Here is a 23,185-nt window from a genome sequence, read left to right on the forward strand (position 1 = left end):
GCGCGAGCTTAACTCGCCGACGCATGCCGCTTCGGATGCTGCGGCAGATGCAGCCTCCCTTGGCATCAGGCGCGAGCAGCCGTGAAGGCCCCCGTCTTTCAGCTCGAGCGCCATCCAGACTGCGGTCTTGACCATGGCCGACGGCGTATAAATCGCGGCCGAGCAATCTGTAGACGGCCTAGCCGTGTGAGCGCCTTTGCGACGCTGATGTAGTCGTGCGCCGACCAGCAGCGCGTGGCTTGTCAGGACCTGTCTCTCTCGTTCGCCGCGTCGTGCGCCATTTGGTGAGATCGTCCGCACCGGGACCGATTTCGAACATCACGTTTTTGGGATTGACCTGCTCGCCCGTCTTGGCGTCAACGAGCGCGACTCTGACCCGGTGCCCGGTATTGCCATCGACGATGCGAAGCGGCGGGCCGTCGAGCTCTGCCAGATTCCACTTATCGCCAACCTGGATCATTGCCAGCACAACAAGGCCGATGTCCCTGCCTCGTGCTGTGAGGAGATACTCGTACCGATCGGGACGCGACTGATAAAGCCGTCTCTCGATTAAACCGTTCTGCTCCAATGCCTTGAGGCGGTCGGATAGCGTTGCGTGGGTCGCTTCCGTCGAACGATGTAGTTCGTCATAGCGGGTGAGTCCGAGAAAGAGATCGCGCATGATCAGCGCGCCCCACCGGTCACCCATTGCACCCATAACGCTCGCCATCGAGCACGTCATTCCTTCAAAGCTCTTTGATCGCATTTTGCTGAGATCCATCACTGCATCGGGTTCGGCCGTCTCGCGGCCGAAGCGATCTGGCTAAACCTGCGGGCTTGATAACTCTTATAATAGTAGTTACGTGCTGCGCGGGCAACCCTCGGCGGGGTAGATCGTGAGTGAAGCAGGGAGTGTGGCCGTTGTCACGGGGGCAGACCGATCGCGCGTGCTTTTCGCATCTGCTGTCCGTTACGGGCGTGTCGTCAAGTTTGAGGGAGGAGTGCAGATCAGAAGTTTTGCCTTCGAAGAGGCCCGCGGCGCCAGCCACGGCGGCGTCGATCAGAAAAGCGCGAGAAGACATCCCAAGTCATCACCAACCAAAGAGGAATTAGCATGAAGTCTCAGTATGTTCGCGCCGCGACCGGCGTTCTACTCGGGTTTCTTCTGACCGGATCGATGGCTCCTGGCGCATTCGCCCAGTCACAGCCGTCACCGACGTCAGCAGCCGGTAACACCCAGAGTGCACCCTGGGACCAAGGGAGCAACACGGCTGCTGTGCAGGCCGATGCTTGGTTTGACAATTACAAATTTCGCAACGGAGAGAAGCTGGACCGCCTGAAAATTCACTATGCGACTCTCGGTAAGCCCCACCGTAATGACAAGGGCGAAGTCGATAATGCCGTCCTCGTTCTTCATTGGACGGGGGCGGACAGTCGCGCGCTCGTGAGCCCAACTTTTGCGAAAGCTTTGTTCGATCCGGGCCGTCCGCTCGACTCGAGCCGCTACTACCTCATCGTTCCCGACAGCGTGGGTCACGGACAATCGAGCCAGCCGAGTGACGGCCTGAAGGCCAAATTTCCCAACTACGATTATGGCGATATCGTCGACCTGCAGCACAAGGTGGTGACCGAGACGCTAGGCCTCAAGCATCTGCATGCCATTGTTGGCTTGTCCATGGGAGGGATGAACGCGTGGCAATGGGCTGAAGCGTATCCGGACATGATGGACGGTGTCATGCCGATCGTTTCGTTGCCGATCAAGGTATCTGGTCGTAACCTCCTGTGGCGACGCATGGTGATCGACTCAATTCGATCAGATCCAGAATGGAAAAACGGGGAGTATACGCAAGCACCGCGCAGCTGGATTCTGGGCTACAGCGTGCTGAGGCTGATGATTGATAGCGCATCAAGTCTCCAGCAGGCGATTCCCGACGGCGCTGGCGCAGACAAATTCCTTGCGACCAATCTTGTTGCGGCCGAGCATGTCGACGCTAACAACATACTCTATTCTCTCAAATCGTCGTTCAGCTACGATCCTGAACCTGAGCTCTCCAAAATCAAGACGAAACTCTTTGCGCTCAATTTTTCGGACGACGAATTCAATCCCGACATTCTGCAAGTGCTCCAAAAGACGGTGCCTCAGCTCGAACACGGCCGGTACGTGGTTCAGCCCGGAACGGCGAGGTCGCCTGGCCACTACACAATGACCCGCCCCGATCTTTGGTATCAGCATGTCGCCGAGTTCATGCAATGGCTTGGAAATAAGCCCGAACACGCAAGCAAGTGAGCACTGGGCAGTCGGCGCGCTCTGGATGTAGCAAAGGGGCGGTTAGACCACCCCTTTGCGGCATTTGGGACTACGGTTGCTTCCAATCGCCTGAGGACGCCTCTGTCAGCGCGCTGTGCCTTTGGTGGAGGCATAGATTAGCGCATCAGACGCGAGTCGCTGATCGCGCGACATCTTCACGTTGCGTTGCCTAGCCAAAATCCGACGCGAGAGCAGGCGGGGGGCTGTCGCTCATTCGGATCATGCGCTGGCAGAATTGAATCCGCAGATCTCTCAATCGCCGGAGCAAACCATTAAATATCGGGGGACACCATGGAATGTCGTACTGCGCTCATCTACGGGGTCCTTGCTTCGCCAGGGCTAGACTCGAACGAAGTGCGGCAGGGGCAGTTTCTGACCATGTTGGCAGCTCTGCTGTTGCTGTCCACGTCGTACTCGCTCTTTTGGCTGATTGAGGCACTGGTGCCGCTTTAGCAATTCGACTGGCGGAAATCGGCCGGGGAGCGGTTCGTCCACTTTCTAAAGGCTTTGCGAAACCTGGCAGCGTCCGCAAAACCGACACGTTCTACGACCTGATCCATTCGCATATTCTCTTGCGTGTCGGCCTGCCTTGCGTCAATGGCATCGGCCTCTATTATGTGCAGCAGAATGCCGGAAAGAGAAAATCTCAGCCTCGATCTGAGTTATGCGGAAGCGCGTGAGATTGTTACTCAGCTTTGCCGCGACGCCAATGTCCATCGTCGAGAATTTCCGGCCCGGAACACTTGCGTGCTTCCACTTCGGCTATGAGGATGTCAGGGCAATCAATCCTGGAATCATCTACGTCTCCCTTAGCGGATACCGCCAGACCAATTCTTGGCGAAACCGTCCGGCCTTCGGACCGACCGGACAGGCTGAGACCGGCTTGACCGCAATCGTTCAGGATCACTTCGGTGAAGCACTGACTGAGCCGCGTGGCGATTCCTCAAGCCACGCAGACCTGTATACGGGGTTGCAGGGTGTCATCACTGTACTGGCTGCCCTACAACACCGCAACCGAACCGGTGAAGGCCAGCATATCGACGTGTCGATGGCCGCCACAATGCCGTCAGTCAACGAGCGCGCTGGGGCCTTGCTGTCGTGAGATCGACAACGACGGCGAACGATTGCGCTTTCGGCCAACGAATCTCACATGTTCGAGATGGCCGATGGTGCGAGGCTCACTATTACAGGAAGTCCAATTTATCCACCAATGTTTACCCGCTATTGTGCGATGATGCGCCGAAGCGACCTTTTAACTGATCCCCGCTACGCTACCGCCAGCTGCGTCGTCAAAATCTGGCGCCACTCTTGGCGGAGGCACGGGCGCCGCGTGCAACTTTCGACAGCCTCGAACAATTCCAGGCGCAGGTAAGCGAAGCGGGTCTCGCCGTCGGCCGTGTACGAACCGTCAACGAGTTCGCAAAGTCCAATTGGGTCAGGGACTGAAATGCGATCGTAGACGTCGATGATCGCGACGGCGGCACGGCGCGTATGCCGGGTAATCCATGGATCTTCAGCCAGTCGCAGTTGCCGCGACCCGGCACGCCCGCCTATCAGGGTGAGCATAATGATGACATCCTGAAAGAGCTGCAAGTATGCGAATCGAAAATCCGGAACGCCCGTTCGAACCAAGCGCGGTTGCATCAAGCATTTGTCATAGGGGGCACACCTGCGGCCTTTTTAGCTTTAAACGCACCTATGCCGGACGCTTTTTTCAAAGCTAAGGAGGCGAGCCGGATCGCTCCTGCAAAGCCGCCAGGCATGACGAGCATCAAAACAATCAACATCAGACCGTAGGCAGCACCCGAGAGTCCCTTCGAGATCTGGTCTGCAGCGTTTGGCACGAAGAGAATGAATCCTGCGCCGAAGAACGCTCCCGGTAGCCATCCGACTCCTCCAACGACCAGCCCGACCAGAAGCGCTATCGACAAACTGACCGTGAAGCTGTCTGGAGCTACGAACTGAACGACTATTGCGCCCAGCGCACCCGCGACTCCTGTGTAAAGTCCGCTAACGCCGAATGTTGAGGCCTTATAAATCGAATTGTTGATCCCCATGGAACGAGCCGCCAACGGATTGTCGCGGATTGCCATAATCGCGCGCCCGCTCCGGGTTCGGATCAGGTTGATTGCGAAAACGTACATGAGGGTCGTGACCGCTAGGGTAAAGAAATAGAGCCACTGATCCTGAGACAATGGCAGGTTGAACGGAGCATCCGGCTTGTTTATCACCAAGCCCTGTACCCCGCCGGTCCAGTGCTCCAGCAGCGAGAACTTCAGAATCTGTGGCGTAGCGACAGACAATGCAAACGTTGCGAGCGCCAGATAGGAGCGGTCGAGCCGTAATGCCGGTAGACCAAACAGGAAACCGAACACAAAGCAGACGACCGCCGCTACGGGAAGCGTCCAGAAATAGGCGACGTCGTAGCTACCCATCAGAATCGCCGCCGTGTAGGCACCGATCGCATAGAAAGCCCCGTGTCCGAGAGAAAGCTGACCATTGAAGCCAGGTCAACAGGTTCAACCCGAGAATAGCGATGGCATAAATCAAGACCATCGTTACCTGGAAGATGAAGAACTGGCCGAGGACAAACGGCAGAGCGATCGAAGCGGTAAGCGTCGCAATAGCGACGGCAACTAGCCGATTGCGACGCCGATCGGCTGAAAGAGCGAGCGGCGTACGGGGGAGGCTCGAGGTTGTATCGAGTTCGACCATGCTCAGACCCGTTCCGTGTGCGTCGCGCCGAAAAGGCCGGCCGGTCTGAATGCCAAGACCCCGATAATGATGACGAGGGCGATGGTCAGCTTCAATTCACCTCCGACAGCTGGGACATAAGTTCCGGCTAGGTTTTCAATGATCCCGACGATGAACCCACCCAGCACTGCGCCGCCCGGGCTCGACAAGCCTCCCAGAACGGCGGCGGCAAATCCATAGAGCAACATGCCAAGCATCATGTTGGGCTCGAGGAAAACAACGGGAGCGATTAGCATTCCGGCCAAGGCACCGATCGCGGCGGCCATTCCCCACCCGAGTGCGATCATCCGCTCGACGCGTATTCCGACAAGCTTGGCTGAGGCCGGGTTTTCAGTGGCCGATTGCATCGCTAAGCCGACGCGCGTGTAACGAAAGAACATGTAAAGCGACACCAACAGCAGAAACGTCGCGCCGAGAATCGTCGCTTGATGCGTGCTCAAAATGCGAGTTCCCAGGAGCGGGCCGACGCCAAACGGAGGAGGGAACGATTTGCTCGAGAAATCCCAAATAAAGCCAGCAGCGCTGTTGAGCACCGCGAGAACGCCAACGAACATGACGATCTGGGTCAGGACCGGCGCGGAACGAACCGGCTTGAAGACGAGGCGGTTGACCAAGATGCCGCCACCGAACGAAATGACCACCGCTCCGGTAACCGCCGTCCAATATGGAAGTTCCCACTGCATCAACTGCCAGGCGACGAACGTCGAGAACGTGGCCATTTCGCCCTGAGCGAAGTTTATATGGCCGATCGCCTGATAGATCATGACGAGAGCGAGGGCCAGGAGCGCATAAATGGCGCCAGTTGCGATACCCGTTGCTATCTGTTGTCTGAGCAATTCCATGGTTGAATCCTAGTGGCCGAGATAGGAGCGACGCAGCTGCTCGTTGTTGCGGATATCAGCCGAGGTCCCGGAGAATACAATTCGCCCGGTTTCAATCAGATAGGCGTGATCGGCCAATTGCAGTGCAATCGACGCGTTCTGCTCGACGAGCAGGATACTCGTGCGCAATTCCCGATTCAGGCGCCTAAAAATTTCGAAGATCTCCCTTACGACGATTGGTGCAATGCCAAAAGATGGCTCGTCAAGCAGCAGCAACTTCGGCCTCAGCATAAGTGCGCGTCCTACTGCCAGCATTTGCTGCTGGCCACCGGACAGAAGGCCAGCCTGCTGGTTCCGTCGTTGCTTCAGAATCGGAAAGTAGCCGTAGACCATCTCGATGTCTGCGGCGATGCCGCCCTTGTCATGACGCGAGATCGCACCGAGCTTCAAATTGTTTTCGACGCTCTGCTTCTCGAAGGTGCCGCGCCCGCTGGGTACGTGTGCGACTCCGAGCCGAGCAATGTCTTCGGTCTGGGCGTCCATGAGCGACCGCTCTTCAAGCACGATCTCTCCGGAACGCTTGACCATTCCGGAAATTGCACGGAGCGTGGTGGTCTTGCCGGCCCCATTAGCGCCCAGCAGTGCGGTTACACTCCCTTGTTGCACGTCGAACGAAATGCCATGCAGAGCGGCCGTGCTACCGTAGAATGCCTTCAATTCTCTGATGTGCAGCAGCTTCGTCATGGCGCTTCTGCTCCAAGATAGGCGGCGATCACTTCAGGATGAGAACGTATTTCGGCTGGTGTGCCTTCGCCGATCTTCTTCCCGAAGTTCAGCGCTACGACCTTGTCGGATATCGACATCACCAGGGCCATGTGATGTTCGACGAGAAGGATGGCAATGCCCCGGTCACGCCGGATTTGGAGGATCACCGAGGACAATTCTTGTACTTCCTCATGGTTGAGGCCACAGGCGGGTTCGTCGAGCAAGAGTAGCTTTGGATTGCTCGCGAGGGAGCGGGCGAGTTCGACACGTTTCTGCGTTCCAAAGGGAAGGTCAGAAACGCGTCGCTTCGCAACGGGTCCCAGCCCAAGATAATCGATGACCTCTCGGGCAATCCGTTCCGCGGACTTCTCATTGCGACCGGTGGACGGAAAATAGAAAGCATCACTCAGGAAGCTGCCGCTAAAGCGCGAATGAGTGCCGATCCGCACATTGTCTATCACCGAGAGACTGCCGAAGAGCGCGAGGTTCTGAAATGTCCGTCCAATGCCGGCCTCCACCATGCGGTGGGATGCCATTTGGAGGATTGAAGTCTGCTGGAATAAAACGTCTCCGGAGTCTGGATTGTAAAGACGGCTGAGGCAGTTGAAGAGAGTAGTCTTTCCGGCGCCGTTAGGACCGATGAGTCCTAGTATCGTTGCTGGGTCCATGTCGAAGCTCACGCCGTCTAGCGCGACCACTCCCCCGAACTGGACCGTCAGATCTCGAATTTCAAGTATTTTCGGATGCAAATCAGCCTCTTCGATTTTGCCCGCGGCCTGGTAAATTTCCACCTAGATCAGCAGTGCGCGCGTTCGCATCGGGCCAGTCCCTTTGGACTTCCACGCTTATCGCGCGTTCGGAGCGAGGCTGAGTGTGCTGCGGGGGCCGTCATCATTGGCGATGGCTCGCCCGACAAACGCTTATCCGCACTGCCAAGACAATCGCGTCAATTTTGCCTGCGAATTCGGCGTCACCTTGCATCCGCCCTTTTGTTCAAGGCCAGCAAGGGCCTCCCATGAGTGGTCTTTTCCGAACCGTTTGATTGCCGAGCGGGTTCTCTGATGCTGACTTTACCATATAACTTGCAATTTGCAAGTTGAAAAAAGTGTGAAGCGATGTCGGCTTCCAGTCGAACCGATAGTTTGCCCGGTCTAAAGTTGGTCTCGACGAAGTAAGTTTTCGAAGACCTCATGGTCCTTCCGGACCATAAGCGGTCACGTCGAACGAGATGGGCGATGCCGGCGCGATGTTCGACGTGTGGGTCCCGGTGAAGGACGTCGAACTGCGGGGCCGCAAGCTGCGGACTAGAAGACCGCGCGACGTTGTAAGCCACGCATTGCGATAGCGCTCCGCCGGCCGTCGCTGCGATTTTGCTACTTCGTCTGGAAGTTAGGGCGGGAGGCTATGGATCACGTCGCATGAATGCGCGTGGGGACCCCAAATGCGCGGGCTTAGCGGCACTTGCATCGATTCGAAGCGCCATGCTAAGCGAGGGATTGGACAAACAAAGCCAGTAAGGGAAGCTGAACCACTCAGGAGCGGTACACGTTCCCAACTGATGGAACGCTGCCAGGCGTAACCCGAGCGACCGAATCCGCTTTTCCGACTAGGCTTTTCTTCGCGTCGATGGACTTTGAGTCCGTGTGACCGCGGCTCCGGCGGCGTCAATCTTGCCGCCACCGAGAGGAACGCCCTTACCGAACCTCTTGCGGTTGAATGCGACAGCGTCGGGGCCGGCGACGACTTCGATATCCTCCAGTTGCAATGGCTTGCCGTGCGCGTCCAATACGCCGGGACTGACGACCTCCTTTCCGCTTCGATCTTGAAACACGACTTGCGGTCCCGCTCCATCAGTCAGCCAATCGTCGCCCCATTTCTTTAAAGCGAGATAGGTTCGGAAGAAATCGCGCCCCATGTCGGTCAACACGTACTCGTAGCGCCGCGAATGTTCAGGCAATCCCTTGCGCTCCATGACGCCAAGATCAACAAACTTTTTCAGCCGCGTGCTTAGGATATTCGTGGCGACGCCAATGTAGAGCTGGAATTCGTCAAATCTTGTCACGCCATAGTAGGCTTCGCGGAGCAGCAGAATAGACCATCGGTCTCCGACCACCTCCATGGCACGCGCGACCGAGCATAGCTTGTTGGCCTTGTCATTCCGCTCCATATTCGATCTCGCAGCGCCCTCTGTTGTCGTGGTGTCGCCTAGGCTGACTGGGCTCGCTCATTTAGCACCGTTCTAAGTGCCTCGGCTAGATGCTAACGCCGATTCACCCGTACAAGCTATCACGGTGGCCTTTCCGAAGGCCATCTATCAGTTCAGGCGTCACTTTTCATCGACAGCTTCGATCACCGGTCCAAAGGGCACCCAGCGGTCGCCGACGAGTTTCCGGAGTTGAACGGATCTCACGGGCGCAAATTCATCCGGTCGTGTGTTGACCTTGATGCCAGGCAGCAGCATGTCGACTTCGAGATCCTTGATGTTGGCAGCCTCACGCATGATGTTCTCACGCGTAAGGTCATCACCTGCTGCTTTCAGGACGTGAACCATGACCTGTGCCAGGATATAACCCAGCGCGTTTGTTCCTGCGGTCACGTCGGCACCCGGGTAGTATTGCTTGATGAAGGCCAGATAGTTCTTTACTCCCTGGTCATCTGCCATGCCGGGATCGGTGGCGTCTTTGACGAATCCGCCACTGATAAGCCCCTGCGAAATTTCGAGCCCGGCCGGCTTCATGACACTGCCAATTTGAGAAGAGGGGATATTGACGATATGCACCGGCTTCCAGTTGAGTTCGGCAATTTTTCGAATTGCCTGCGCGGCAAACTTGGGTCCGGCAAAATTCATGAAAATGTCTGCGCCGCTCGCCTTCAGCCTTACGACCTGCGAGTCAATCGTTGGCTCGGTTACTTCGTAACTTGCTTCGGCAACAATCATCGTCGCCTTGGCGCCGAGCCCAAGCTTCAATCCAGCTAAGACGTCCTTGCCATAATCATCGTGTTGGTAAAGTACTGCAATCTTGCCATCCGGATGAGCGTTCGCCACGTACCGTGCATAGGCTTTGCCCTCGTCCACGAAGGATGGCTGAAACCCCATCGTCCACGGAAACTTCTTGGGATCGTTCCACTTCGAGCCGCCACCGCCGATAAACAGCTGCGGAATCTTCTTGCCGTTCATGTATTTGTGTATTGCGGTGTTGGTTGGAACACCGAATGGGCTGAAGAGCAACAGAATCTGATCGTTTTCGACCAGTCGACGCGCCTGCTCCACGGTTTTTGGCGGGCTGTAGGCATCGTCATAGCTAATGAATTTGATTTTGCGACCGTTGACCCCGCCTTCAGCGTTGATCTTTTCAAAATAGGCTGACTCGATCTTCCCCATCTCTCCCCAGGTGGAAGCGGGGCCGCTGTAGGGCATAATGTTGCCGATCTTGATCTCGGTGTCGGATGCACCGGGGTCATACTTCTTCTCCGCGGCCAAGCCCGCGTCCCAACTTCCGACCAACCAAATGATTCCCAACGCGAGCGGCGCAATCTTGATTGTTGTCGTGCGCAATCGTTCCTCCTCTGGTGAGAGTACTAATAACGCCTCTACGCCGTTCACTTGCATAATGCAAGCCAAAGACAGGGCGACAATAGTTTATTGCTGCGCGACAACTCGTCTCATCGATGGTTACTTCGACATTTGTGTCCTCTTACAGGAGCAGGGGATTATCGATGGTTGGCGGTGAGGTTTGAGTTGTAGACCTGGGCAGGGTCAGAACATCAGGCGCGGCGGTGTTCAAGGCGAGGCTATCCGCTTCACAGTCACTATGTTCGAAGCGAAAGTGCAGCCAGTCATGCAGTCTGGTCCGGCCTCAATTGAGCTGCCAAGCTCAAAGCAAAGGGCAGAGCGATTGCTCTGCCCTTGACCAGCAAGTTTCGACGATCGAATGTGCGACTACTCGGCTGCATGAATCCTTACCGCTTGATCTTGAGCCGCCGCGTTGCGCCGCCGGCGGAGCAAGTCGAAAGCGATGAGATGGGATGCCCCCGATATGCCGACGCCGTAAAGGGGGATGAGGACCATCGGTAGCTCGCGGATTGTCACCATTCGCGGATCATTGAGGACGGTAAAAAGGAGCCCGGTTCCGACTGCCACGACGAAATCGGCGAAGCCGAAACGATGGATCCGGAAATAGGTGTCATCGTTCGCTGGGCCCTTCAGCAACGGCAATGCCTTCGCGCCAGCCAGGAAGTCACCAACACCGGCCAGAATCCAGAACGCGGGTGGGAGCTGGTTTTGGAAGCCGTACCAGAAGAACAAGAGCGAGGCGGGGATGCGCCAAGTGTGCAAAACGGTAAGAGGATAGACGCCGACGTTTTCGAAGTACCGTCGTACTGCCGGCGTCAGGGCGTAGATTGCAAAGGGAGTCACAATGCCGACCGCGACCAGCGGACCATAATAGATGGGCGTCATGGTTTGAAAGAGCCCAGCGTATGCAGTAGCGGCAACCGCAAGTCCCCACGTCGCCAGAGAGACGATCAGGGTAATGGTTCCGAGTTTTAAGTCGACTGTTCTTGTCATCCTTTGCATGTTGCTTCTCCGATATGTGTAGTTACACTGAAAAGTGTGTGGCTACGAACCCAGGGCTTCAAGGCAATCCTTAACCTAGACGGCTAAGAAGGGGGCCTCAGGGTCTGCCATCCAGTTTTGCCGAGGCGGTCGTTGCTATCGGATTGAACGCTCCGCCACAGCGGAATTGCCGCTTCGACCCGTTTGCGTCCCGCCGAGGTCAATATAATGCGGCGTACGCGGCCATCCGCCGGATCCGGCACGGTCGATACGAGATGTTCCGACTCGAGGGGCCGAAGATTGCGATTCAAGGTTGTCCGATCGAGCCCAAGCGCATCGGCAAGCGAACCGATCGGGGTTGGCTCGTCCCTGAGGAGGGACGACAAGATAGTGAACTGTCCCGAAGTAAGGCCCGTCGATCGTAACGCTTCATCATAGCGTCGCGCGATGCTCCGTGCGGCTCGTTGCACGCCGAGGCATACACAAGCGGCTGAGAACTCTGCAGCGCTTAGTTTCACTCTTTCCATGTGCGCAATATAGGTGTAATTACACTAAAAGTCAAGGCCAGCGACGATGGTTGGGAATTCGGGTTCGGCGCCGGCGAGGCCACGAACCCCGAGTATAGTTTCCTAGCAGCGGACGACTGGTCGGCGGCTCGGCAAGCCGTGCGCGACGGATGCGCGTTTGCATCGTTGGTGCGTTTCGCGGCGTGTCTGATCACCATGCAATAACGGGCAGCTTGAGCAGGATTTCGCAATCTCCTCGGTGCTGCCTGCCCGCGGGCAAGCGGGCTGGTTTCATTTTCCTAGTCTTGGCATCCGTCTGTTGTCGCGCGCGAACCCCGTCCTTATCGGTGCGAGCAAGGCAATTGCCGGCGCTGTTGCTTTTGCAAGCCTTTGGCGATTTAGCGCGGCAATTCGACAAACCACTTGCAATCTATTTACTCTCATAATTAGAGTAAATGAGGAAGACGCTTGTCCGGGCCGTCGCAGCTCACGGTCGGTTGTGACTGGACGCGCGACACTTGAGCATTGCTAGCAAGGAGAGCGCATGCGCGAAGCAGAGAAGAATCACGCTGTGACGCTCACGGTCAACGGTGCGCACAGGACGGCGACAGTTGAGGCGCGGAAGCTGCTGGTCCACTTGATCCGGGAAGACCTTCGTCTCACTGGCACACATGTCGGCTGCGACACCTCGCAGTGTGGCGCCTGTACGATCGAGCTCGATGGATGTGCCGTGAAATCCTGCACGGTGCTGGCAGTAATGGCCGATGGTTCGTCGATCACGACGATCGAGGGTCTTGCCGAGCCCGGCGGCAGGTTGCACCCAGTGCAGGCCGCGTTCCACGAGCATCACGCCCTGCAGTGCGGTTTCTGCACGCCTGGGATGGTGATGAGCGTACGTCAGTTGCTCAAGGACCATTCCGATCCAAGCGAGCGGGACATCAGGCATGGCCTCGCCGGGAACATCTGCCGGTGCACCGGTTACCATAACATTGTGCGAGCCGTCGAATCCCTCGTCGCGAAAGAGACACAGTCATGAATAACGCGACCCTGCTCCGTTATGTCGGCCAGCCCTTGAAGCGTCGCGAGGATGTCAAGCTGCTGACCGGCAAGGGCCGATACGTCGACGACATCAGGCTGCCGGGAATGCTTCACATGGTGGTCGTGCGTTCCCCGCACGCACATGCAGATATCAAGAGCGTCGACTTTGAAGCGGCAAGGGTCGCGCCCGGCGTCCGTCTGATCCTATCGGGCCGGGATCTTGACGGGAAGGTCGGCCCGATTGTGCCGAACTGGGTCCTTCCTGGCTCGAAGGTGCCATATCGGTCCGTCGTCGCTATCGATCGTGTTCGCTTCGTCGGCGAGTGCGTGGCTCTGGTCGTGGCGGAGACGTTGGCCGAAGCCTATGACGCCGCAGGCCTGATCGAGATTGATTACGGAGTGTTGCCCGCGGTGACCGGAGAGGAGGCGGCGGTCTGCCACGGAGCGCCTCAGCTCCACGACAACGTGCCAGGCAACGTTACGACCATCTACAAAGTCGGCGGGGGAGACTATCCGAAGGCAGCGGCCGAGGCCGATCAGGTCATTCGCCTGCGCGTCGTCAATAACCGTCTGATTCCGACATGCTTGGAGACGCGGTCGATCATTGCCGATCCGGAAGCCGACGGAACGTTGACGGTCTACATCGGCAGCCAGGTGCCGCACATGCACCGACGCTGGATTGCCGAGACGCTCAGTATCCCTGAACATCGCCTGCGTGTCGTTGCCCCCGATATTGGAGGCGGCTTCGGCGCAAAGATGCACCTCTATCCGGAAGATCTCCTCTGCCCCTACCTGGCCCGCGAGCTTGGTGTCCCCGTGAAATGGTGGGAGAGCCGCTCGGAGAGCCACCAGTCGACCAGCCACGGTCGTGCACATGTTGAGACCATCGAGATCGCGATTCGGAATGACGGCACGATTCTGGGCATGAAGGTCGATACGCTCGGCAACGTTGGCGCATATCTTTCGAACATGGCGACCGGCGGACCGACCGTGAACACGGTGAACTACGGTACCGGGAGCTACAAGATTCCAAACTACGAGGCGACCTCGCGCGCCGTTATTACCAATACTGTGCCAGTGGACGCCTACCGCGGATATGGTCGCCCTGAGGGCACCTACATCGCCGAGCGGGCCATCGATGCGGTCGCGCGTCATCTCGGGATGGATCAGGTCGAGATAAGACGAAAAAACTTCATCCAGCCTTCCGACTTCCCCTATCGGCCTTATGGCAGCATGGCCACGCTGTTCGACAGCGGCAACTATCAGGGCCTGCTCGATCGGGCGCTCGCGGCGTTCGACTATGAAGGGCGTCGCAAGGAATGCGAGACCCTGCGCCGCGACGGCGTCTACCGCGGCATCGGCCTTGCGGCTTATACCCATATGTGCGCGGTAGCGCCTTCGCGATGGCTGGCGAGGAGTGGCTTCGATCGTGGCGGATGGGAAAGTGCGCGGGTCGCAATCGACTCCAGTGGACGCGCCACGATTTATTCGGGTTCGATGAGCCAGGGGCACGGCCACCTGACGTCGCTGTCGCAGATCGCGGCCGACATGCTGCAGATCCCGATCGAGAACATCGATGTTGTGCAAGGCGACACACGACAGGTGCAAGCCGGCCATGGCACCTTTAATTCGCGATCGATGGCTGTGGGCGGATCGAGCGTTTACGTCTGCTCGAAGCGTATTGTCGACAAGGCAAAGAAAATCGCGGCTGGCATGCTGGAGGCCGACGAAAAGGACATTGCCTACTCCGCCGGCGTTTTCAGCATTCCGGGTACTGATATCGCACCGGTTACCTTTGCAACAGTGGCGCGCATGGCCTATGTCGGCCATCAGCTTCCCGAGGGCCTGGCGCCGGGTCTGGACGAAACAGAGTTCTACGATCCCGTAGGCATGGGGTCGCCCTCTGGCGTCCATCTCGCCTATGTCGAGGTCGATCCGGAGACAGGGATCGTCGATATCCTCGACTACGTCGCGGTCGACGACTCGGGCACGCTGGTCAATCCGCGGCTGGCCGCGGGCCAGATTCATGGGGGAGTGGTGCAGGGCATTGCCCAAGCCCTCTATGAAGGGGTCAGCTACGAACAAGACAGCGGCCAGCTTCTGACCGGTTCGCTGCTCGACTACGCGGTTCCGCGCGCAGAGCATGTACCGAACGTCACGTCTCTGTTCCAAGAAACGTCTTCGCCCACCAATCCGATTGGCGTCAAGGGTGTGGGCGAGAGCGGCGCGATCGGCGCCCCGCCCTGCATGGTCCACGCCGTACTCGACGCCCTCTCGCCCTTGGGCATCACCCATCTCGATATGCCGCTGACGCCGCCCCGCATTTGGGCCGCGGTGCAGAGCGCGCGCAAAGGAGTGCGTCAATGATTCCGGCGGGCTTCGACTACATCCGTGCTAGCTCGCTCGCGGAGGCGATTGATCTCCTGCACGGAGACCCGGATGGTACCAAGTTGCTGGCTGGTGGCCATACGCTGATTCCAGCTCTGAAGCTCAGGCTGGCTACTCCCGCTCGCCTGGTTGATATCGGCGGTATTGCCGAGCTTCGAGGAATCGAGATCGGCGATCGGGTTGTTCGGATCGGCGCGCTAACTCGGCACGCCGAGCTCCTCGCCTCCAATGAGCTTCGCGAGGCTGTGCCGCTATTCTCGCGGGCTGCCAATCGCATTGCCGATCCGCAGGTGCGCAACCGCGGCACGATCGGCGGCTCGCTCGCCAATGCAGATCCGGCGGCCGACTGGCCGGCAGTAGTGATTGCGCTGAAAGCCGAACTCGAGCTGGTGGGCAATGGCATAAGGCACGTGGCGGCCCGCGATTTCTTCGTGGATATGTTCTCGACCGCGCTCAAGCCAACCGAAATGCTGACCGCGATCGTCGTTCCGCGACCGTTGGCCGGCATGCGGTTTACTTACCGAAAAATTCGTCACCCCGCGAGCGGATATGCCGTTCTGGGGATCGCCGTCGGCCTCTATCTCAGCGGCGGGCGGGTTGCGGATGCATCTATCGGTATCACCGGCGCCGCAAGCCATGCCTTCGAAGGCCGTGCGGCAACGGACGTCTTGATTGGAAAGGCGCTCACTCGAGATAATGTCGAAAAAGCCGTACGCTTGTTGAGTGAGAGCACCGAATGCCTGTCTGACCATTATGCGCCCGCCGCATACCGGGCGAGTCTGATCAAGACGGAGACGAAGCGCGCGCTGCTCGAGCTTGCTTCATGACATGTGCACCCAGCGCATGGCGGACTGCACATGCACTGACGAAAAATACCGACCGTTTCCGTTGATGATCGGCAGGGCAAAGAGGACTCAGTGATCTGATCTCCCGTCCAAGACGAGACATGACGTTCCTCCTCGGCTTGGATCACTTGGACCGGCTGCCATGGCAGCCGGTCCCTTTTTCGGGAGAGAGAGTGAGACTGCTGACCGACACACCTCAATGATGAATCGCTCGAGAACGCATCAGGCGTTGATTGGATCGTCGGTGATGTTGTTCCGCCGAGAAATCTTCACTTGGGGTTGGCGGCTTGCTCAGTGCTCGGGAGACTGCGAGATGTCTGAAATCGCCCAAACGCCGGCAAACTTTGTGGCTTGCAAATTGCAACTCACGTGCTAGGTCTTGGGAAGTTGCAGGAGAGCCCGTCCGCAGCGGGACGTTATGAACAAGCCTGCAAAACTCCAGAGGAGGGCCCAATGGCCGATGAGACGCCCATTATCACGGAGCAGCGTGGACCGGTCACGGTCATTACGATGGTTTACAAGCCCTACAATTTGATCGGGCCGACTCTGATGATCCCGCTCCAGGCGGCGCTCAAAGACGCCCAGAAGGCAGGAAGTCGAGCAATCGTGTTGAGAAGCGGGTTGCGCCACTTCTCGGCTGGTGCCGACCTGACCCTCTTCGGAGCTCGCCTGCAGCAAGGCAGCAGTGGGACCGCAAGTCCTGACGGCTGGTCGAGAGTCGATTTCCTCAAGGAGGTGGAGCTCCTGCCCATTCCAATCGTTGCAAGCGTTCACGGTGTGTGTCTCGGGGGCGGCGTAGAGCTCGCGCTAGTCTGCGATTACATTATTGCAGCGAGTTCCGCGAAGATTGGTTCGGTAGAGTCTGCGCTTGGTCTTCATCCGCTGATGGGCGGCATCCAGCGGCAGGTGCAGCGGGTCGGTATCGCGCGAGCCAAGGAGATGTCGATGCTCGGTCGACGATACGATGCGGTCACGCTCGAGCGCTGGGGGTTGATCAACCACGTGGTGCCCGATGAGGCGCTCGAGAAGACAACAATGACGATTGCCGAAGAATTGGCCAATGGCCCGACGGTCGCTCACGCGGCGACAAAGTATGTCGCGTACATTGCTGCTAACGAAGGGGTGCGGGCGGCCGACGAGGCGATGGACAAGTTGCAGGAGCCGATCTGGGCGTCAGAGGATCTCAAGACTGGACTGGCGTCGTTCCGGCAGAATGGCCCTGGTCTTGCCAAATTCAAGGGGCGCTGAGACATGACCGGGCCTTTGTCAAAAATTCGTGTTGTCGACTTTTCACGCGTGCTGGCGGGACCGCTCTGTGCGCGGACTCTCTTGGACCTCGGTGCTGAGGTGATCAAAATCGAGCCGCCTAGGCCGGACGTTTCCCGGTTTGCGCATCCATCCAAGCAGGGCATGTCCGGCTACTATGCCCAACAGAATTCCGGCAAGCGCAACATCAGCATTGATTTGAACGTAGCTGAAGGCCGTGAAATTGCGCTACGACTATGTGATACGGCTGACGTGATTGTCGAGAATTTCCGGGCGGGTACACTGGCGTCGTTCGGACTTGACTACGAAACGATCGCGGCGCGCAATCCACGAGTCATCTACGCCTCCATCACGGGCTATGGACAAGGAGGGCCGTGGCGTAGCCGGATGGCCTATGCTCCGACCGTCCAGGCGGAGAGCGGGTTTACATCGAACAGCCTGCGGCACTATGGCGAGAATCTCGGTTTCGAGCAGACGGACAGCCTCTCGCACGCGGACGTTTATACTGGATTGCAGGCGACTATCGCGATCCTCGCGGCCCTGCAAAGTCGCGAAAAGTCGGGCAGGGGGCAATATATCGACGTGGCGATGGCGGCGACCTTGATCGCGATCAACGAGCGTGCACACATTGACCTTGGTGATTTCGATCTTGGCGATGAACCCGCAATCCTCGGAGCGACCGAATGTCCCTTCTTCAACGGGCCGGGAGGAGAGAGGTTCACCGTTGCGACCAGCATGGTCTGGTCCTTGACTTTCCCGAACTACTTGCGCGCGATGCGCCGGGCGGATCTGGCCGACGATCCGCGGTTTGCGACGGCCGCGATGCGGAAAGCTAACCTGAGTGCGCTGCATGAGATCATCCAGACCTGGATGCTGACCTTCGCCGACATGGCCGCGCTTGATGCCCAGTTCGATGAAGCAAAGATCGCGATGGGGGAGATTCGCTCCCTGGGAGACTTGGCAACAAGCGAGTGGTCCACTTACTGGGGTGGCGTGCAGGAAGTGTCCGACCGTAACGGCGGTACCTACCGCCTGCCGGGCCGCCCTTGGCATTTCTCAGAGGATGAGCTCACCCCGATTGGTGATCCGGCTCTGCGTGGCGAACACAATCGCGAAGTGTGCGCGGAGCTTGGATTCACCAACGAGGAGGTCAACAAGCTGGTCGCCGCTGGCGCGCTGGTCGTTCCCTCTGCGCAAACGGGCGGGGCCTGATTTGGGTCCTGCCGCTCCGCCGGCTCACGTTTGGCTTCTCGCAAAAAAAAGTCGATGGCCTGGCTACTTGAGAGGACGGTTCTTGGCGCAAACGCGTCAATGTCCTGCTCACGGGGATTTCGACGAGTTTTTGGGGAAACGGCGCGGCCGATCGGAGCTTCACGTAGAGCCGGCGAGCATAAGCGATCGTTTTCTTAAGAGCAATGTGAGGAGAGGCTGTCATGACAGGACGATCATGGGTTCCGGGTGCCGATGACTCTGGTTTTTCCCTGGCGAACCTACCTTATGGTATCGCCCAAGTCGGACTGAACGATTTTCGAGTCTGTGTGGCAATCGGTGCATACGCGCTCGATCTCGCGGAAATTGCGCGACGCGGAGTACTCGACGGCCTCGACATTTCGGCGGGAGTGTGGTCGCAGAGAACGCTCAACTCGTTTCTGACGCTCGGCGCCAAGAAGCACAAGGCGGTCCGCGCCAGGATCAGCCAGCTGCTATCGTCAGTCGAAGGCAGCGAGCGCGCTACTGTGGAGCTGTGTCTGCTCGATCGTAGCACCTTGAAGAATGTGAATCCGGTCGCGCCCGGCGATTTCGTCGACTTCTATTCTAGCTACCACCATGCGGTGCGCACGATGCAACTTTTGCGCGGCGAACTGCATCCCAACTGGAAGTCGATGCCGGTTGGCTACCATAGCCGGACGGGGACGATTGTCGGCACGGACCAGCCCATATTTCGTCCCAAGGGGCAAATATCGACCCCCGAAGGGGCAATTTATACAGCGACCCAGGCGCTCGATATTGAATTGGAAGTAGGGTTTGTGATCGGCCGCGCCTCAGATCGCGGGCGGCCGGTGCAGGTTTCCGAATTTGAAGACTACGTCTTTGGTCTCGTTCTGCTCAACGACTGGAGCGCGCGAGATCTGCAGCGGTGGGAGAGCACTCCGCTCGGTCCATTCCTCGCAAAGTCGTTTTGTACGCAAATGGGAAGCTGGGTCGTCCCGCTCGAGGCGCTGAAGGAGTATCGTGTCGAACGGGATCCTGAGTATGAACGGCCGACCGTTAATTATCTAGATCATGACGGCAAGTACTCGTTTGATATCTCGCTCGAGATTGCGATTGAGACGGCTGCCATGCGGGAGCAAAAGCTCGCGCCTCAAACGATAAGCCGAACAAATTTCAAGGAGATGTACTGGGACGGAGCCCAGCAACTTGCGCACCTTACCGCCAATGGAGCGTCGGTAAGGGTCGCAGACCTTTATGGTTCCGGGACTGTTTCCGGGGCAACCGATGACAGCGCCGGCTGTCTGGTCGAATTGACCAAAGGCGGTACCAGCAAGATTCAGCTGACAGACGGTTCAACACGTGGCTATTTGCTTGACGGGGACCGGATCGAGCTTCGAGGAAGCAGTCAGAAGGTTGGGCATCCTCTTATCGACTTCGGCACCTTGTCGGGATTGATTTGTCCCTTTCCAGAGTAGCTCGGACGACAGCAGACCGTGAAGCCGGACATGGAGACCGACGCTGCGTATCGCCGACCGTAACACGATGGTGCAGCCGCTTGATGCGATCAAGCATCAAGCGTCTCGTCGCGCACGGTGTGCATCCCGCTTGTCGATACCGCGTGAAAATTGATTCTTAGTGTACCCTGGTTGCCCCGAAATTCTCGCGAGCCATTCAGCATCGGTCTGAACGTCACGCTCATGCGATCGGCGGAGAACTCGCTCTCAGGTGGGGATCGCGCGTTGCCTCTAACGACTGCGGTGTGCGCACAAGGCTGAATTGGGAGAAATTAGATGCCAAGAGGCAGGACCGTACTTATCGCCGGCGCTTCTACTGGCATCGGAGCCGCTTACGCTGACCGCTTCGCACGACGGGGATACGCACTCGTTCTCGTTGCGCGCGATTTGGATCGGCTGAACACGCTCGCCAGTCGCCTCCGGTCCGAAACCGCAGTGCAGGTGGACGTTTTTCAGGCGGATCTCACGAAGAATGAGGATCGCGGGATTGTCGAGAACAGATTGTCATGGGATCCAAGATCGGCGTCTTGATCAACAACGCCGGCGCGGTGACGCATGGGACGTATATGACGGCAGACTTGAACGCGTGGGAGAAGTTGATTGACCTCAATGTCACCGCCGTCACTCGACTCACGGGAGCTGTAATTCCTCAGTTTCTTAAAGCGAGGCGAGGGAGCGATTATCAATATAGGTTCCGTTGCCGGGTTGGCGCCGGAAGTTCAGTTGGGCTTATACGGTGCGACCAAGGCCTTCGTCTTCGCTATGTCCGAGGCGCTTAATGTGGAGTTGGGACCAAAGGGAATCTACCTGCAAGCCGTCTTGCCGGCCGCGACACGGGCCGGGATTTGGGAGCGCTCCGGCCGCACTGTTGACGAGATTCCCGTTGCCATGGGAGTTGAGGACTGGTCGACGCCGCATTGGTCGGCTTCGACCGGCGTGAAACGGTCAGTTTGCCCTCGCTTCACGATGAGGCCCTTTGGGAGGCGTATTTGTCGGCGCGAAGAGCGATGGCACCCAATCTTGGCAATGCGCAACCCGCGCCACACTATCGCAGTACGTTGAACAAGTATTTGGGGGTCCTCACGGGCCAATAGTGCACTGCGATGGATGGCGACCTCGATCGCGATCCGTTTTCCGGCCTCGATAATCCAAGACTATCCAATCTCTTCGTGCGGTCTCAAGTACATGCAGTCCCAAGCCAATACCTCGCAGCCGGTCACAAGTATTGACATGTTAACACTGAGAACTTAAGTTGACCGGATCGTCGAAGAGCCCCGCCTCCGAAGGCTGACGGCCGGCACGTTCTTGCAAGCATCAGGGATCGAAAATGCTCAGTAGGCGGCAACTGATCTTTGGATCGGCGACTTTCGTGGGGCTTGCGCCATCAGGTGGGCTTTCGGCTCGCGGAGCTTGGGCGCCCAAACAGATTGAAATCTATGTACCGTACGCCGCCGGCGGCGGCACGGACGCGATTGCGCGATTGTACGCGAGCGCCATCGCAGCAATCCTTCATGTGCCGGTGATTGTCGTCAACAAGCCGGGTGGTAGATCGATTCCGGCTTACCAGGCGCTGCTCAATGGGCCCACCGATGGATCGACGCTACTTTTCGACAATTCGTCCAACGCGCTCCAACAGCTGTTTCGGGTGCCGTACGATCCATTCAAAGACTTTCAACCGGTGAGTTTGGCCGCGATAGGATCAAGTGTTCTCGTCGTGTCGCCGATCCTGGGGGCTGAGACGTATCAACAGTTCGTGGAGCGCGCGAGGGCCGCGCCCGGTTCGATCTCATTCGGGTCCTACGGCACTGGCAGCATCTCTCATTTGCAGCAAGAAGTATTGAGCCAATCCGCGAAGATTCAAGTTCAGCACGTACCTTACAGGGGTTCTGCGCCGGCGCTTAACGATCTCGTCGGCGGCCACGTCCAGGCGCTGTTTGCAGATGCTGTTGCCGCGCTCCCACTGGTGAGTGCCGGCGCAGTCAAGGCTATTGCGTCGGTGGGATCCGATCGTGTGAAAACGTACCCAGATGTACCGACGTTCGGAGAGCTGGGCGTCAGCGAGCTTTCCTTTCCGGGATGGTGGGGATTCTTCGCGCGTCGAGGAGTTCCTAGCGAGGTCATTTCGACGGTCGGCGAGAGCATCAGCCGGGCAGCAAAAAATCCGGATATGGCCCGTTTGGTCGATCTTGGTGCTGAATCAAGGACGAGCAGCCCCGAGGCTTTTGCTGGGATAATTCGCAGGGATGCCGAGCGATGGAAGGACGTCGTCTCGGCGCGGGACATCAGGTTGGAATGATCAAAAAGCCAGAATCGCATGCGGCTCGGTGCCGCGCCAAGAGCGGTGGCCTGAGCTCGATAGCATGTGCTGTTCGTTCACTACAACGACGAGCCGACATGATTGGTGATCAGAAATTGGGAGCATTCTAGATGGAAGCGGAAGGACATCAGAGCGGTCAGGCGGATGATAAGATCGTGGCCGTCGAGCGTCACGGCAATGTTGCCGTCGTGACGATGGTTCATCGCCCGTATAACCTCAGTGGCCCGACGTTGTACCGCGCGCTCCTGACCGCATTCGAAGGAGCGGTGGAAGCGGGCAGTCGCGCGATTTTGCTCAAGAGCGGACTTCGACATTTTTGCGCCGGTGCCGACGTCAGTTTGTGGGACGAGCGGATCGCTAATGAAGGGCGTGCGGCGATGGATCCTCTGATCTTGCTGCGTGGCTTCGAGCAACTCCCGGTGCCGATCGTGGCCGCTGTTCACGGAGCTTGCCTTGGTGGCGGGCTCGAACTGGTCTTGGCATGTGACATCTCCGTTGTTGCTGCGTCGGCCAAGCTTGGTTCTGTCGAAGTTGCTCTTGGCGTGCATCCGCTCCTCGGCGGCATTCAACGCCAAGTGCAGCGTGTCGGTGCCGTGCGCGCGAAGGAAATGGCTTTGCTTGGCCATCGCTACGACGCCGCAACGCTTGAACGATGGGGATTGATTAATCGTGTCGTTCCCGATGACCAGCTCGAGAGCACGGCCCTGACCATCGCTCAGGAGTTGGCTCATGGGCCCACCGTTGCGCACGCAGCCACTAAACGTCTTGTCAGCGTTGCGACAAACCAAGGCGTCGATGCTGCGGACCAGATGATGTGGGAAATCCAAAAGCCCATCTGGGCGTCGCAAGACCTGCGTACAGGCCTCGACTCGTTCCGCACGAAGGGTCCTGGGTTCGCTGTGTTCGAGGGGAAGTGA

Annotated in this window: 20 protein-coding genes and 2 pseudogenes; 11 read left to right on the plus strand and 11 right to left on the minus strand. The window is 58.1% G+C overall.

Going from position 1 to position 23,185, the window contains the following annotated elements:
* Positions 1-178: 178 nt before the first annotated feature.
* Entirely contained in the window at positions 179-760 is a 582-nt protein-coding gene (locus ACVIW0_RS10625; RefSeq protein WP_461352274.1) for a winged helix-turn-helix transcriptional regulator, read from the minus strand.
* A 333-nt stretch (positions 761-1,093) separates the two neighbouring features.
* On the opposite strand from ACVIW0_RS10625, the gene ACVIW0_RS10630 reads away from it, so the two are divergent.
* Positions 1,094-2,266, plus strand: coding sequence for an alpha/beta fold hydrolase (locus ACVIW0_RS10630; RefSeq protein ID WP_461352275.1), 1,173 nt, complete (start codon positions 1,094-1,096; stop codon positions 2,264-2,266).
* A gap of 470 nt (positions 2,267-2,736) precedes the next feature.
* Here the strand turns inward: ACVIW0_RS10630 and ACVIW0_RS10635 are convergent, their stop codons facing one another.
* On the minus strand, positions 2,737-2,853 hold the full coding sequence (locus ACVIW0_RS10635) for a helix-turn-helix domain-containing protein (protein ID WP_461352276.1): 117 nt from the start codon (positions 2,851-2,853) through the stop codon (positions 2,737-2,739).
* 143 nt (positions 2,854-2,996) lie between these two features.
* Here ACVIW0_RS10635 and ACVIW0_RS10640 point away from each other — a divergent pair, with 143 nt between their 5' ends.
* The gene (locus tag ACVIW0_RS10640; RefSeq protein ID WP_461352277.1) at positions 2,997-3,389 is read left to right on the plus strand and encodes a CoA transferase; all 393 of its coding nucleotides are present in this window, start codon (positions 2,997-2,999) and stop codon (positions 3,387-3,389) included.
* 164 nt (positions 3,390-3,553) lie between these two features.
* On the opposite strand, the gene ACVIW0_RS10645 is transcribed toward ACVIW0_RS10640, so the two are convergent.
* The 9 genes and pseudogenes from ACVIW0_RS10645 to ACVIW0_RS10685 all read right to left on the minus strand — a co-directional run bounded on the left by ACVIW0_RS10645 (position 3,554) and on the right by ACVIW0_RS10685 (position 11,709).
* On the minus strand, positions 3,554-3,880 hold the full coding sequence (locus tag ACVIW0_RS10645; protein ID WP_461352278.1) for a hypothetical protein: 327 nt from the start codon (positions 3,878-3,880) through the stop codon (positions 3,554-3,556).
* 50 nt (positions 3,881-3,930) lie between these two features.
* A pseudogene (locus ACVIW0_RS10650) lies at positions 3,931-5,002 on the minus strand (branched-chain amino acid ABC transporter permease).
* Between the two features lie 2 nt (positions 5,003-5,004).
* Complete coding sequence (locus tag ACVIW0_RS10655; protein WP_461352279.1) at positions 5,005-5,883, minus strand: branched-chain amino acid ABC transporter permease; 879 nt, start codon at positions 5,881-5,883, stop codon at positions 5,005-5,007.
* 9 nt (positions 5,884-5,892) lie between these two features.
* Entirely contained in the window at positions 5,893-6,606 is a 714-nt protein-coding gene (locus tag ACVIW0_RS10660) for an ABC transporter ATP-binding protein (protein WP_461352280.1), read from the minus strand.
* The gene (locus tag ACVIW0_RS10665; RefSeq protein ID WP_461352281.1) at positions 6,603-7,418 is read right to left on the minus strand and encodes an ABC transporter ATP-binding protein; all 816 of its coding nucleotides are present in this window, start codon (positions 7,416-7,418) and stop codon (positions 6,603-6,605) included. The genes ACVIW0_RS10660 and ACVIW0_RS10665 overlap by 4 nt, the downstream gene beginning before the upstream one ends.
* Before the next feature lie 815 nt (positions 7,419-8,233).
* A complete protein-coding gene (locus ACVIW0_RS10670; RefSeq protein WP_461352282.1) occupies positions 8,234-8,794 on the minus strand; it encodes a winged helix-turn-helix transcriptional regulator in 561 nt (186 codons plus the stop codon).
* A gap of 159 nt (positions 8,795-8,953) precedes the next feature.
* Complete coding sequence (locus tag ACVIW0_RS10675) at positions 8,954-10,183, minus strand: ABC transporter substrate-binding protein (protein ID WP_461352283.1); 1,230 nt, start codon at positions 10,181-10,183, stop codon at positions 8,954-8,956.
* A gap of 384 nt (positions 10,184-10,567) precedes the next feature.
* Positions 10,568-11,203: a permease gene (locus ACVIW0_RS10680; RefSeq protein ID WP_461352284.1), complete on the minus strand. Its 636-nt coding sequence runs from the start codon at positions 11,201-11,203 to the stop codon at positions 10,568-10,570.
* An 83-nt stretch (positions 11,204-11,286) separates the two neighbouring features.
* Complete coding sequence (locus ACVIW0_RS10685) at positions 11,287-11,709, minus strand: MarR family winged helix-turn-helix transcriptional regulator (protein ID WP_461352285.1); 423 nt, start codon at positions 11,707-11,709, stop codon at positions 11,287-11,289.
* Positions 11,710-12,232: 523 nt separating this feature from the next.
* Between ACVIW0_RS10685 and ACVIW0_RS10690 the strand changes: the two genes are divergently transcribed.
* The 9 genes and pseudogenes from ACVIW0_RS10690 (at position 12,233) to ACVIW0_RS10730 (ending at position 23,185) form a co-directional block, all read left to right on the plus strand.
* On the plus strand, positions 12,233-12,724 hold the full coding sequence (locus tag ACVIW0_RS10690) for a (2Fe-2S)-binding protein (protein WP_461352286.1): 492 nt from the start codon (positions 12,233-12,235) through the stop codon (positions 12,722-12,724).
* The gene (locus ACVIW0_RS10695) at positions 12,721-15,093 is read left to right on the plus strand and encodes a xanthine dehydrogenase family protein molybdopterin-binding subunit (RefSeq protein WP_461352287.1); all 2,373 of its coding nucleotides are present in this window, start codon (positions 12,721-12,723) and stop codon (positions 15,091-15,093) included. The genes ACVIW0_RS10690 and ACVIW0_RS10695 overlap by 4 nt, the downstream gene beginning before the upstream one ends.
* Positions 15,090-15,941, plus strand: coding sequence for an FAD binding domain-containing protein (locus ACVIW0_RS10700; RefSeq protein WP_461352288.1), 852 nt, complete (start codon positions 15,090-15,092; stop codon positions 15,939-15,941). The genes ACVIW0_RS10695 and ACVIW0_RS10700 overlap by 4 nt, the downstream gene beginning before the upstream one ends.
* Positions 15,942-16,412: 471 nt before the next feature.
* Positions 16,413-17,207: an enoyl-CoA hydratase/isomerase family protein gene (locus tag ACVIW0_RS10705; RefSeq protein ID WP_461352289.1), complete on the plus strand. Its 795-nt coding sequence runs from the start codon at positions 16,413-16,415 to the stop codon at positions 17,205-17,207.
* 3 nt (positions 17,208-17,210) lie between these two features.
* The gene (locus ACVIW0_RS10710; RefSeq protein WP_461352290.1) at positions 17,211-18,437 is read left to right on the plus strand and encodes a CaiB/BaiF CoA transferase family protein; all 1,227 of its coding nucleotides are present in this window, start codon (positions 17,211-17,213) and stop codon (positions 18,435-18,437) included.
* A gap of 221 nt (positions 18,438-18,658) precedes the next feature.
* Positions 18,659-19,912, plus strand: coding sequence for a fumarylacetoacetase (fahA, locus tag ACVIW0_RS10715; protein WP_461352291.1), 1,254 nt, complete (start codon positions 18,659-18,661; stop codon positions 19,910-19,912).
* A gap of 315 nt (positions 19,913-20,227) precedes the next feature.
* Positions 20,228-21,045, plus strand: a pseudogene (locus ACVIW0_RS10720) (SDR family NAD(P)-dependent oxidoreductase).
* A gap of 233 nt (positions 21,046-21,278) precedes the next feature.
* The gene (locus ACVIW0_RS10725; protein WP_461352292.1) at positions 21,279-22,247 is read left to right on the plus strand and encodes a Bug family tripartite tricarboxylate transporter substrate binding protein; all 969 of its coding nucleotides are present in this window, start codon (positions 21,279-21,281) and stop codon (positions 22,245-22,247) included.
* A gap of 131 nt (positions 22,248-22,378) precedes the next feature.
* A complete protein-coding gene (locus tag ACVIW0_RS10730; protein ID WP_461352293.1) occupies positions 22,379-23,185 on the plus strand; it encodes an enoyl-CoA hydratase/isomerase family protein in 807 nt (268 codons plus the stop codon).

The sequence above is a fragment of the Bradyrhizobium sp. USDA 4454 genome, assembly GCF_054822705.1.